The sequence below is a fragment of the Nitrococcus sp. genome, from assembly GCF_059432795.1.
This window is the reverse complement of the sequence record NZ_JBXWZQ010000063.1, coordinates 1-11,593: the sequence shown is the minus strand read 5'-3', so window position 1 is coordinate 11,593 and position 11,593 is coordinate 1. Positions and strand designations below refer to the sequence as shown.

General features: G+C 64.2%; 11 protein-coding genes. 6 read left to right on the top strand and 5 right to left on the bottom strand.

Annotation, left to right across the window (positions count from 1 at the left end; all coding sequences use genetic code 11):
• Positions 1-266 precede the first annotated feature (266 nt).
• Complete coding sequence (locus AC52Q4_RS05035) at positions 267-1,238, bottom strand: lysophospholipid acyltransferase family protein (protein ID WP_495535713.1); 972 nt, start codon at positions 1,236-1,238, stop codon at positions 267-269.
• Between the two features lie 582 nt (positions 1,239-1,820).
• On the opposite strand from AC52Q4_RS05035, the gene AC52Q4_RS05030 reads away from it, so the two are divergent.
• The 3 genes from AC52Q4_RS05030 to AC52Q4_RS05020 are packed head-to-tail and all read left to right on the top strand — an operon-like array spanning position 1,821 to position 4,878.
• Positions 1,821-3,041 (top strand): sulfotransferase, encoded by a 1,221-nt coding sequence (locus AC52Q4_RS05030; protein ID WP_495535712.1) that lies wholly within the window; start codon positions 1,821-1,823, stop codon positions 3,039-3,041.
• Positions 3,041-4,162 carry a glycosyltransferase gene (locus AC52Q4_RS05025; RefSeq protein WP_495535711.1) on the top strand — a complete coding sequence of 374 codons (1,122 nt, stop codon included), beginning with the start codon at positions 3,041-3,043 and terminating at the stop codon, positions 4,160-4,162. Before AC52Q4_RS05030 ends, AC52Q4_RS05025 begins: the two co-directional genes overlap by 1 nt.
• Positions 4,159-4,878 carry a polysaccharide deacetylase family protein gene (locus AC52Q4_RS05020; protein ID WP_495535710.1) on the top strand — a complete coding sequence of 240 codons (720 nt, stop codon included), beginning with the start codon at positions 4,159-4,161 and terminating at the stop codon, positions 4,876-4,878. The genes AC52Q4_RS05025 and AC52Q4_RS05020 overlap by 4 nt, the downstream gene beginning before the upstream one ends.
• Positions 4,879-4,912: 34 nt before the next feature.
• On the opposite strand, the gene AC52Q4_RS05015 is transcribed toward AC52Q4_RS05020, so the two are convergent.
• Entirely contained in the window at positions 4,913-5,707 is a 795-nt protein-coding gene (locus tag AC52Q4_RS05015) for a UDP-2,3-diacylglucosamine diphosphatase (protein ID WP_495535709.1), read from the bottom strand.
• Between the two features lie 164 nt (positions 5,708-5,871).
• On the opposite strand from AC52Q4_RS05015, the gene AC52Q4_RS05010 reads away from it, so the two are divergent.
• Positions 5,872-6,990, top strand: a complete 1,119-nt coding sequence (locus tag AC52Q4_RS05010) for a glycosyltransferase family 4 protein (RefSeq protein WP_495535708.1) — start codon at positions 5,872-5,874, stop codon at positions 6,988-6,990.
• Between the two features lie 62 nt (positions 6,991-7,052).
• On the top strand, positions 7,053-8,756 hold the full coding sequence (locus tag AC52Q4_RS05005) for an aminotransferase class III-fold pyridoxal phosphate-dependent enzyme (protein ID WP_495535707.1): 1,704 nt from the start codon (positions 7,053-7,055) through the stop codon (positions 8,754-8,756).
• Between the two features lie 50 nt (positions 8,757-8,806).
• Here AC52Q4_RS05005 and AC52Q4_RS05000 read toward each other — a convergent pair whose 3' ends face one another.
• Together AC52Q4_RS05000 and asd are read right to left on the bottom strand one after the other, a co-directional pair.
• Positions 8,807-9,460, bottom strand: coding sequence for a hypothetical protein (locus AC52Q4_RS05000; RefSeq protein ID WP_495535706.1), 654 nt, complete (start codon positions 9,458-9,460; stop codon positions 8,807-8,809).
• 122 nt (positions 9,461-9,582) lie between these two features.
• Positions 9,583-10,497 (bottom strand): archaetidylserine decarboxylase, encoded by a 915-nt coding sequence (gene asd, locus AC52Q4_RS04995; protein WP_495535705.1) that lies wholly within the window; start codon positions 10,495-10,497, stop codon positions 9,583-9,585.
• 141 nt (positions 10,498-10,638) lie between these two features.
• On the opposite strand from asd, the gene AC52Q4_RS04990 reads away from it, so the two are divergent.
• Positions 10,639-11,175 (top strand): methyltransferase, encoded by a 537-nt coding sequence (locus tag AC52Q4_RS04990; protein ID WP_495535704.1) that lies wholly within the window; start codon positions 10,639-10,641, stop codon positions 11,173-11,175.
• A gap of 121 nt (positions 11,176-11,296) precedes the next feature.
• On the opposite strand, the gene AC52Q4_RS04985 is transcribed toward AC52Q4_RS04990, so the two are convergent.
• Positions 11,297-11,593, bottom strand: a 297-nt coding sequence (locus AC52Q4_RS04985) for a hypothetical protein (RefSeq protein ID WP_495535703.1), incomplete at its 5' end; no start/stop codon positions are given.

Sequence of the window (11,593 nt, the reverse complement as noted above, 5' to 3'; positions counted from 1 at the left end):
AGACTGAAAGCACTAAAGATCAAAGCCCCGGCTCCGCTGCTCGACCTCGCCTGACGACCTGCGTACATGGGTGTTTTTCGCAGCGCACTTAAGTCATTGTTGTGCCAATAAAATATGGAATCATGTGCGTAGGCACTGTCAAAGTCGGGCGGCATTGCGCTCGTTGCGTTGGGCGATGCGGTGGGGGTTGTCGTTGGGGGGCCCGTCTTGGAGGCGGTTGGCAGGCGGCGCAGCGAGCCTTTCCCGGACCCACTTAGTGACGAGTTTCAGGGACGAGCGTTTTCGCGGCGCGTGACCGAGGCATTGGCATAGGCCGCGTGTGGCCAACGCCGGCCAAAACACATCCATTGCTCGGGGTCCTCCCGAATCCATGATTCGAAAAGATCCAGCACTTTCTGCGTCATTTGCCGGGCCTGTTCGGGTACCGGCGCATCTGGGTCGCGGGGTCGGATTTCGGGATAAAGCGTTATGCGGAACTTCGTCCCCGGCAACCGCTCGGCGCGGACCGGAAAGAAGCCGCAATTGTGGCGTAACGCGAGTCTCGCCGCGGTCGTATTCGCCGGCGTCGGTATTCCGAAAAAATCCAGCGGCTCGCCGCTGTCGAGGCGCGTATCGGAGGTGAGTCCGACCACGTTCCCCTTGTGCAGTTCCCTCGTGAGGCGGCGCATGCACCCGTCGCGTGAAATGAAGTCGCACGGCAGCGCCTGGCGGAGCTCGAGAAGAAAGTCGTGCAAATACGGATTGACGTCCGGTGCATAGACCGTCGTCATGTGCTGGCCGAATGCGTCCGTGAGAAAACAGCCGTATTGCCACGCGCCGATGTGGCCTGTGACGAGGACGAGCGGCCGGCCCCGGTAGGCGGCAAGATCAATACCGTGTGGCACCACGAATTCGAACCGTTCCGCGCGTTCGGCCAGGATGCGCTCGACAGTCACCAATTCGGCCACCGCGATTCCGAGGTTGCCGCAAACGCCGCGCGTCAATCGCTCAATCTCGTGCTCGCCTTTCTCCGGAAACGCAACGTCCAGGTTGCGCCGTATTTTGTCAGTGAAGGGCAGCAGTGATTTCAGATTTCTGAACAGTAACTCGGTAAAGCGGGTGGCCCGTTCCGGTGACATTCGCTGCAGCAGCCAGACCAAGGATTTCACAATGAGTGCTTCCAACAGCCAGCAGACCCTGCGCAGGGCCGGCAATTTAATGGTCAGCCACGCAGGAATCAGGAAATGCTTTTTCGCCATAGCCTGCTACTCCTGAGCCCCCATATAGTGAGTTCTCCTCGTCTAGGTGTCAAAAAGTGCCCTGAGCGCGGTTAAAAAGCATCGTGTAACCAATAGCTTGTGCGCTTAGCTTGTTTCAATCTCCCGTTTCGGTCTCAATGCCGGTTATTGCGATAAAAGCGTGGCCGAGTGAAGACACCGGCGAGCGCCGGACTCGCCCGCTTTGCGTAGCTCTTCGCCTACTGAACCAGCGTGCTCCTCGCAGGGCAGCGAACCGGGTGGACAATTGCCCGCTGCCGCTCCGCTTTGATCGGAACCAAGCGCGCGGCGCCCCGCGGCTTGGAGGCCGGGAAACGCGGCCCTGGGACGCTCCCGTGCTGGGCCTTATCAACGACGAGAAAATCGCAGATAGCCAAAGGCGCCCGCCGCCGGCAAACGATCGCCGTAATGCCCAACGTCCAGCGCGAACCGACCCGCGCCACCTGCCTCCGGGCAATGTAAGCATTCTGTCACAGTACGCGGCTACGCTATATCTCGGCGACGGGAAACCTGATACGGGCCGTCGCCAGGCGCTTAGGACGGTAACCACGGCAGGCTGGCGAGATGCTGCTCACTTTGTTTCGCGATACCTTGCGCCGTTACGCGCAGCTTGTCGTCGTCACGCTGCGCCCGAGGCGCGGCGCCTATGCTGGCCGGACGCTGCGGCACTATGCCGTGGGCAGCGTCGCGCTGCTGGTGCTGCCCGTGCTACTTGCTTACCACTGGCTGGGGCTGCTGCTCGACGAGCTGTTGTTTCCGGGCTATCGCCGCGTGCCGATTGAGCGCCCGGTGTTCATTCTGGGCCTGCCGCGCAGCGGGACCACGGCGCTGCACGAGACGCTTGCCGAGGACCCCCAATTCACGACTTTCCGAGCCTGGGAGTGCCTGTTCGCGGTATCGGTGAGCTGGCGCAAGCTCTGGCTTGCTGTGGCCGGCCTCGACCGGCGACTCGGCGCGCCGTTGCGCCGTGTGTTAAGCATGCTCGAGCGGCGAGTCTTCAATGGACTGGCTTCGGTACACCCGATGACGTTGCGCAGCCCCGAGGAAGACTACTTCGCTTTCCTGCCGTTGCTGTACTGCTTCATTCTAATCGTGCCCTTTCCGGACGCCGAGTGGCTGTGGCGCTTCGCCCGCTTCAATACCTGCCTCACGGCGCGGGATCGGGACCGGCTCATGGCCTATTATCGGCGCTGCATCCAGCGCCACCTCTACGTGCACGGCCCCGATCGGCGGTTCTTGTCGAAAAACGCCTCGTTTGCGCCCTTGACGGCCACCCTCGCCGAGACTTTTCCTGATGCTGCTTTTATGTGTACCCTGCGCGACCCGACCGCTGCCGTCTCCTCGCAGCTGAGCTGTCTGGACGGTCCGCTGCGCGCCTTGCACGGGCGTTACTCAAGCGCGCTGCAGGCGCGAGTGGCCGCGCAACTCGGCGACTACGCGCGATACCTTTTGGACGGGCTCGAGAACCTGCCGCCGCAACGGGCGGTGTTGGTGCCGGCGCCGGCGCTGCACCGCCGTTTGGAGGAAACCGTCTGCGAGTGCTATGCGCGCTTCAATCTGGCCATGGAGCCGACGTTTCGCGAACGCCTGGCGTCCCGTGCCAAGCAGGCCAGCGCGTATCGCTCCAGGCACCGTCACGGACTGGCCGACTTCGGTATCGAACGGGGGGCATTGGCAGCCGAGTTCGCGGATGTCTACCGGCGTTTCGACTTTTCGCGAGAATACGTGTCGTCCGCCACGCGCCCGATCGGCACAGCGGCCCACGCCGGGGCGTCCTGCGGGTAATGGCGATCGAACGCGTGCCCCTGCGGGTTGTCATCGTCTCGGACGCGGCGGCGGAACGTAACGGCGTCGGCACGTATTATCATGACCTTGCCGAGCATCTCGCAACCCGGGTCGACGCCGTGACGCTGCTCTGTCCCCGCGATGAAAACCCCCAGGTCAGGCCGTGGCTAAACGTCCCGCTGCCCGGTGACGCCACTCAACGGCTCGTGCTGCCCTCGCCGCTGCAGCTTCGCCGCCGCCTGCGCGAGCTGCGGCCACACGCGGTGATCGTGGCCACGCCGGGCCCCTTTGGCTTGATAGGAGCGCACTTTGCCCGCCACCTTGCCGAGCGACTGGTTTTCGGTTTGCACACCCACTACGAGGCACTGAGCAGACTTTACTGGGGGCCGGTGCTCGCGCCGGTGAATCGCTGCTGTCTTGCGCTGCAGAACCGCTTTTTGGCCCGGCGGGCGGATCATGTCGTGGCGAACTCCCCGGCCATGTGCGAGCTCGGCCGTCAGCTCGGCGGCCGCGCCGTTCGCCTGGTAGGCACGTTGGTACCCGAGCCGTTCCTGTCCCGCCCGCCGGCGCCATTCGGCAAGGAGCTGCGCCGGGTGTTGTTCGTTGGCCGGCTGGCGGCGGAAAAACGGGTCGAGGCCGTGCTCGAGGCGGCCGCACAGCTGCCACATATACGCTTTCGCATCGCCGGCGACGGTCCTCAGCGCGAGCTCGTAGCGGCAGCGGCGCAGACCTTGCCGAATGTGGAATACCTCGGCTGGCTGCCTCGTGGTCAAGTCCTCGACGTACTCGACGAGTGCGACATGCTGGTTTTACCCTCGCGCACGGAAGCCTTCGGCACGGTGGCGTTGGAAGCACTGGCGAGGGCGCGCGCTACGCTTGTCTCGAGGGGCTGCGGCATCGGCGAATGGCGCGCGCTCAGCGCGGGGCTTTATCGGCTCGCCGACAATGAGCCGCTCGCCGCGGCAATCCAGCGCGTCGCCACGCAGGCGCCCGAGGCCCGTCGGGCACGGGCCGTGCACGCCCGGCAAGCCGTTGCAAACATGGTACAGCACGGCCTGCGCGCTTGGCTGGACGTGCTCTCGGGGAACGAGCAACCGGATTTTGCGGCCGCCAAGGTATGACGGCCGCGCTGGTCAGCGTCCACGATGTCATGCCGGAGACGCTGGAGGACGTCGCCGCCATCCTTGTCCGCCTCGCCGCCGCCGGCCTGCGTCGCGTAACCCTGCTGGTGGTGCCGGGTCGCCACTGGTCGAGGCACGAGATCTTGCGCTTGCGGCAATGGCAGGAAGGCGGTTACAGGCTCGCGGGGCACGGCTGGCACCATTGCATCGAGCATTTCCCCAGCCTGTATGCGCGGGCCCACGGTGTTGTGCTCTCGCGCCGAAACGCCGAGCACCTCGCGCTGGACGCAAGCGCCATCGCGGCGCTCATGGATGCCAACCACGCGTGGTTCGCGCGCCAAGGTCTTGGCCTACCGTCGCTTTACGTTCCACCGGCGTGGGCGCTCGGGAGGATCGATTGCGCGAGGCTCGCCGCGCGGCCGTTCCGGTTCGTGGAGACGCTCGGCGGAGTCCATGACACGCGCACCGGACGTTTTTATCGGCTGCCGCTGGTCGGTTTCGAGGCCGACACTCGTTTGCGTGGTTTGCTGCTGAGCGTAAGCAATTCCGGCATGCGATGGCTGGCCCGGCGGCGCCCGCTACGCGTGGCGATTCATCCCGCCGACTACCGGCTCCGGCTCGCCGGGAAGCTGATACGCACCCTCTGCGACGTGCGGCGGGCGTTGTACTACACTGAGTTGACCGACGACGATCGCTTGGCGAGTACCGGGCGTTAGCGCGCGGCTTTCATGCCAGCACGGCCCCCCGGGCTCAGGCGGCCGCGGAGGAGGCGCGCTCGATCGCCCCGGAGGATTCCGACCAACGCAGCAGCTCGATCGTGCCGTCGGGGTGCTCCGCCAAGGCGGTGCAGCTTTCGACCCAGTCACCGCAGTTGCAGTAGGTCACGCCGCGCATTTCGCTGATCTCGGCGCGGTGAATGTGGCCGCAGATGACACCGTCGAGTCCTCGTTCGCGGGCAGCATGGGCAACCGCGTCTCCGTAGTTGCTGATGTACTGTACGGCGTTTTTTACACGGTGCTTGAGAAAGCCTGCCAGCGACCAGTGCGGAAAGCCCAGCCGCCGGCGGAACCAGTTAACGACCAGGTTGAGCTTGAGCAGGCCGGCATAGGCCACGTTGCCGGCGACGGCGAGCAGCGGTGAGCATTGCACCACGCTGTCGAACTGATCGCCGTGTAACACGAGGAAACGGCGGCCGCTCGCCGTGGTATGCACGAGCGTGTTGACCACACGAACATTGCCGAAGGCGGTACCGCAGTGATCGCGTAGCAGCTCGTCGTGGTTGCCCGGCACGTAGACCACGCGCGTGCCGCGGCGGGCTTTACCGAGCAACGCGCGGATGACGTCGTTGTGAGCCTGCGGCCAGTACAGCCGTCTACGCATGTACCAGAGATCGACGATGTCGCCGACCAGGTAGAGCGTCTCGCATTCGATGGCTTGCAGGAACTCCAATAACAGCGTCGCCTGGCAGCCGGGAAAGCCCAGGTGCACATCGGAGATCCAGATACTGCGGTAACGATGGGCTCGCGGGTGGCGTACGGTGTTCATCAGGCTTGGCTTCCTCCGCCTTGGGGCTTCGACCGCGAGCGTGCACGCCAATTATTTCAGTTGAGTGATCCTCAAATCACAGTTCGATGACAGCCACCGAAACGTCATCAATCCGACGCGCCGCTGTCATGCGGATGCAACATGGCATCCCTAATCTCTGCGACATGCGGCGAATCGCTCTGGTAACGGATGCCTGGTCTCCACAGATTAATGGTGTCGTCACGACACTCACGCACACCGTCCGGGAGCTGGAGCGGCTCGGCTGCGAGGTAGAGGTAATCCACCCGGGCCGATTCCGGACCGCCCCCTTGCCGAGCTACCCGGAGATCCGGATTGCCCTGCTCCCGGGTCCGCGGCTTCGGCAGTTGCTCGATGCCTTCGCACCGCAGGCAATCCACATCGCCACCGAGGGCCCGCTCGGCCTGGCGGCACGGCGCTACTGTCGCCGGCACCGATTGCGCTTCACCACCTCGCTGCACACCCGCTTTCCGGAATACGTCCGTCTACGCCTGCCATTCGTGCCGCTCGCCGCGGGCTATGCCTTCCTGCGCTGGTTCCATGGCGGCGCTACACGCACGTTGGTCAGCAATCCCGCGGTAGCCGAGGAAATGCGGGGGCGGGGTATCGCCAACCTCGCGCTGTGGTCGCGCGGAGCCGACACCGTGACCTTTTGTCCCGACGAGCCTTACCCTTTGGAGGGGCAGCGACCGATTTTCCTCTACATGGGCCGGGTCGCTCCCGAGAAGAACATCGAGGCCTTCCTGGACCTCCACCTGCCGGGCAGCAAATACGTCATCGGGGGTGGCCCTTCATTGGCACTGTTGCGCCGGCGCTATCCGGAGGTTCACTTCACGGGCTACCGAACAGGCCGTGAGCTCGCTCGCCACGTCGCCGCCGCGGATGTATTCGTGTTTCCCAGTCGCACTGACACGTTCGGACTGGTGATGCTCGAAGCCATGGCTTGCGGCGTGCCGGTGGCCGCGTATCCGGTGCCCGGTCCGAACGCCGTCGTGACGGACGGCGAGACGGGCTGCCTCGACGAGGATCTGCGCCGCGCGGCACTGCGTGCCCTGGAGCTCGACCGGCGGCGCTGTCGGGAGTTCGCCTGCACGCGTTCCTGGCGGGTAACCACAAGTGAGTTCGTCGGACAACTCGTTGCGGCGCGCACGGCCGCCCCGGAGCCGCCGGCGCCAGAAAGCCCTACGGTCACTGCCTGCTGTCGCGATCCCGGGCGACGCTCATCCGCCGATTGCCGCAACGGCCATTTTGTGAAGAGGTCATAAGGACCCGCGGCAGTGGCGCATTGTCCGCCCGCGAATACTCAGCCGATAGGACGAATCAGGCGATGGGATCGACGATTGCGCTCTACGCGTTGGCCGGTGGTACCGCGCTGATGTTCTTGCACAAGCTCCGGACACGTCTTCGGCTCTCTCGGGCAAAGCATCCCTCGTTACAGGGCCACGGCAGACTGGCGCGGCGCATCGTGCGGCTGGTGCCGTTCTACGAGTACGGTGTGGAGCGCTTCTTTTGCTGCGATGACGCACCCGAGGCGGTCATCGCGCGGCGGCGTGCGGGTTTCGCACGCCTCGCCCAGCACTTTGGTGAATACGCGCCGCACTCGCTGGAGATGAGCCGAAGGCTACGATCGAGCCTCTCCGATGCGTGCTTTACCGATGCCTACCGCGTCCCGTTTCAGTTCCGCCGTTACGTGCAGCGCCATCTGCCGGTCGGCACCGTCGTGGTGGCTTCCGAGGGCACCCGTATTCAGGACCACGATGGCAACTGGGCGTACGACTTGTCAGGATCGTACGGCGTCAACGTCTTTGGCTACGATTTCTATAAGGAGTGCCTCGCGCGGGGTCTCGAGCGGGCACAGCCGCTCGGCCCCGTTCTGGGCAGCTTCCATCCGGTGGTCGTCGACAATGCCGAGCGGCTGCGACGTATCTCCGGGCTGGACGAGGTCTCATTTCACATGTCGGGGACCGAGGCCGTGATGCAGGCGGTGCGGCTCGCCCGTTACCACACCGGCCGCTCTCACCTGGTTCGATTTGCCGGCGCCTATCATGGCTGGTGGGACGGCGTGCAGTCCGGTGTGGGCAGCCAGCGGCCGGCGCGCGATGTTTATACGCTCAAGGAGATGAACGCCGCCAGTCTGAAGGTGCTGCGCACCCGTAAGGACATCGCCTGCGTGCTCGTCAGCCCGCTGCAGGCGCTGCACCCGAACAAAACCGCGCCCGGCGACGCCGCGCTAATTAATAGCGAACGCGAGGCGCACTTCGACCGCGTGGCGTACACTCGCTGGTTGCACTCGCTGCGCGTGCTCTGCACGGCGCGCGGCATTCCGCTCATCTTCGACGAGATCTTCTCCGGCTTTCGCCTCGCCTACGGCGGCGCGCAGGAATACTTCGGGATCGAGGCCGACCTGGTGACTTACGGCAAGAGTCTGGGCGGCGGCCTGCCGGTCGGCGTGCTCTGCGGTCGGCGCTCCCTGATGAAGCGATTCCGGGACGAGCGCCCGGCCGACATCTGCTTCGCGCGGGGCACGTTCAACTCACACCCCTACGTGATGACCAGCATGAATGAGTTCTTGCAGCGGCTGGACACCGTCGGGACGAAAGCGCATTACGATCGCGTGCACGCGCTTTGGGATGCGCGGACTTGCGACCTCAACCAGGCGCTGCGCAGCCATGAGCTGCCGCTGCGGGTCGTCAATCTTGCCTCCGTGCTCACCGTGCTCTACACGCTCCCGAGCCGCTATAACTGGCTGTTCCAGTATTACCTGCGCGCCGAGGGCCTTGCGCTCGGCTGGACGGGGACGGGGCGGCTGATCATGAGCCACGACTACTCCGAGGCCGACTTCGAAGCCGTCAAGCAACGCTTCATCGCCGCCGCGAAGGCGATGCAATCGGCGGGCTGGTGGTGGCGCGCTCCTGAGCTGACGAACCGGGCCATCAAACGTCGGGTGCTCGGTGAGATGATCGCCGCGCGTCTCGGACGCCGCCCGCGTCCGGCGGACTCGCCGCTGGAACGGCCCCCCTCGATCGGCTAAGGCCGCCTCCTCACGAACAACGCGCGTGTCCCGCCTGAGGGCGAGCGCGGCTACGAAGTGGTCGCGCCTTCGCCGGCCTGACGGTAGCCGTCGAGTTCCAGTTCCGTGCGCACGTCGATCATGGGATCGATGAGCTCCCCTTTGAGCAGGTGCAGCGGCGCTTTGTGATAGAGCTTCACGTCGTGGAAGGGATCGGTGAGGATCTTCAGGAACCAGGCAAGACCAGTGGTCACGTCGTGGAGGACGAACAGGTGCACGGTACGGAACATCAACGCCGCGGCGGCGAGCCACAACCACAGCACCGAGAGATCGTAGAGATAGCCATACAGGTCTTCGTACGGCGGGATCAGGCCGAACAGGCCGGGCTGCACGGCCAGCACGATCGGCAGGGCACCCCAGATGGAGAGCAGGATGATCTTGCGTTTCAAGTTATAGCCGATCTTGATCCGCTCCTTGTGCGTATGGGTGACATGATTCACCCTGTCATAGCCTTTGGGCTCGAAGAAGAAATGGCCGATTTGCCGCGAGCACATGGCGACGATCCAGCCGAGCAGCGCCGTCATCACGGGATTGATGAGCATGTAGACATAGGCCGTCAGGAAGCTTAGCGCGCTCAATAGGTGCAGGGACTGATTGACCCGGCTGTGGTGATAGTACCGATGGTCGTCCCAGCGCTGCTGGCGGAGTTCCTGGAGCAGTCTCATTCTGCAAAGCCCTCACCTGGTTTTTGTCAGACGTAAGTTTTCCATTGTTCATGCGTTCGATTGCCGAATTGCGACACTTGGATTAAGGAAATATTTCGCTCGTCCGCGGCGGAAGCCGCCCGTCAAATGCGCGGCTTGACGAGCAGCGGCCGCCCCACGCGCACGATGCGGCCCTCTTTGAGCTCGGGCGCCGGAGCGAATCCGGCGCCCGCGAGCACGATGATCGTCGAGCCCTGCTGGAAGTAGCCCATCTCCTCGCCGCGCTGGTAATGTCGCCCGCACGGTAGCGTTGCGGGGCCGCGATAGCGCAGATCGAGCGGCACGCCGAGCCCGTGCACCACGATGCTTGCGACCAGGACAGCCGCCACCGGCACCAGCGCGACGAGGTGCGGCGAGCCGTCCAACTGGAGCTCGAGCACCGCCCGCTCGTTGCGGCAGTAAAGACGCTCGATGCACTTCACCGCGATGGGGTTCACGTTCCAGGTATCGCCGCCGATGTAGCGCACTTCGTGCAGATAGCCGGCCTCCGGCGCATGGAATCGGTGATACATGTTGGCCCTGAGTCGCAAGGTCACGAACACGCCATCGCGGTAACGCGCTGCCAGCGCGTCATCACCGAGCAGCTCCGCCAAGGTGTAAGGGTACCCTTTCGCCTGGAAAACCTCGGTGCCGCACACTGCCCCGAACGCGCCCACCACACCGTCACAGGGGCTGACAAGCACCTCGGGATCGGCAGCGATGGGGCGCGTTCCGGGGCCGAGCTGACGGATGAAGCAATCGTGCATGCTTTCAAAGCGAGTCTTGCGCGCCTCCTCGAGGCAAAGGTCGCCGGCGAAGAACTGCCAGACAGCGATGGACACGCGCCGCACGAGGGGGTGGCGTCGCCGGCTGAACCACCCCATGAACAGCGTGGCGTAACGGCGCGGGATGCGATTGGTGAGCAGGAAATTGATGCGCTCGCGTGGCGAGAGCCGGCTCAAGGGCGTTCGTGGTATCAACCGGGGCGAACCGTCGATCAGGCTCAAATGGTCAGCCAAGCTTACCTTGGCCTTGTTACCGCGCGATGAACGCCACCGCCCCGCGTACCCACCACGCGCTCGCGGCTTCCGCTACAATGACGCCGGCGCCGAGCCGCTACCGAGGTGGCGAGCGCTACCCCTCATGCCAGGAAAACCAGAATGATCTATTGGGCCGCCTTGCTTGCCGCCATATTGCTGAGCTTCGAGCGCATCACGTACTACTGGATTTCACACCATCCGGATGCCTGGCGCGCCGGGTGCCAGCGCGGCGCCTTCGCCGCGCTCGGTGGCCCCGTCGAGCTCTTGCAAAAGCTCTTCTACGGCTTCAAGGCCTTGCAGATCGCCGTGTTCGTGGGGTGGTGCAGCCTCTTCAGCGACGGTTGGATTCCCTGGCCCACCGGTCACGCGGGGGCGCTCGTCGTCGGCGCGCTGCTGCTCGTCGCCGGTGTGGTTCTCAACCTCAGCGTCTTTCACCGGCTGGGCCGCACCGGGGTGTTCTACGGCAAGCAGCTCGGCTACGAGGTGCCGTGGATTGACGGCTTCCCTTTTTCGCTGCTCAAACATCCCCAATACATCGGCACCCTCGCGTCAATCTGGGGATTTTTCCTGATCATGCGTTTCCCTCACGACGACTGGCTCGTGCTGCCCGTGATCGAGACCGTCTACTATGCGGTTGGCGCCTACTACGAGCCTTGAGGCGCTAGCGGGGCCCGTGGCAGGGCGATTGCCGTCTCGATCTTGCGCCAGCCGCCTGAAAGCTTGCCTCCGAAAACGTCGGGCCGCAGGGTTCCTGGCATTGTAAGCTTGTGATTTCTGGCTAAGGTGCTGATTGCGAAAATACCTTTTCTTGCGGGATTGCGGGCGATGGCCCGTTTTTCCGTGATTCAGGCGCTGATAGCGAAACAGACGGCCCTAAATCGGTGTGGCGGACCGCGCGCCTCGAGCCACCCTGCGCTTCCACAGGTTGTTTGTTAGCGCTCGCTGTTGGACCAGAGCGCGCCACGGTGAGATCCCCTGTCCCGAAATCGATGGAGGTATCGAGGCCGTCCTTATTGCTGGGGTCGTCCGGCGGCGTTATTGTCTCGACTCGCTCGGCATTTTTATTAGTATAATA

Excerpts from the sequence above, each read along its gene's own strand:
- AC52Q4_RS05035 (WP_495535713.1), bottom strand. The coding sequence starts at position 1,238 with ATGGCGAAAAAGCATTTCCTGATTCCTGCGTGGCTGACCATTAAATTG.
- AC52Q4_RS05030 (WP_495535712.1), top strand. The coding sequence starts at position 1,821 with ATGCTGCTCACTTTGTTTCGCGATACCTTGCGCCGTTACGCGCAGCTT.
- AC52Q4_RS05025 (WP_495535711.1), top strand. The coding sequence starts at position 3,041 with ATGGCGATCGAACGCGTGCCCCTGCGGGTTGTCATCGTCTCGGACGCG.
- AC52Q4_RS05020 (WP_495535710.1), top strand. The coding sequence starts at position 4,159 with ATGACGGCCGCGCTGGTCAGCGTCCACGATGTCATGCCGGAGACGCTG.
- AC52Q4_RS05015 (WP_495535709.1), bottom strand. The coding sequence starts at position 5,707 with ATGAACACCGTACGCCACCCGCGAGCCCATCGTTACCGCAGTATCTGG.
- AC52Q4_RS05010 (WP_495535708.1), top strand. The coding sequence starts at position 5,872 with ATGCGGCGAATCGCTCTGGTAACGGATGCCTGGTCTCCACAGATTAAT.
- AC52Q4_RS05005 (WP_495535707.1), top strand. The coding sequence starts at position 7,053 with ATGGGATCGACGATTGCGCTCTACGCGTTGGCCGGTGGTACCGCGCTG.
- AC52Q4_RS05000 (WP_495535706.1), bottom strand. The coding sequence starts at position 9,460 with ATGAGACTGCTCCAGGAACTCCGCCAGCAGCGCTGGGACGACCATCGG.
- AC52Q4_RS04990 (WP_495535704.1), top strand. The coding sequence starts at position 10,639 with ATGATCTATTGGGCCGCCTTGCTTGCCGCCATATTGCTGAGCTTCGAG.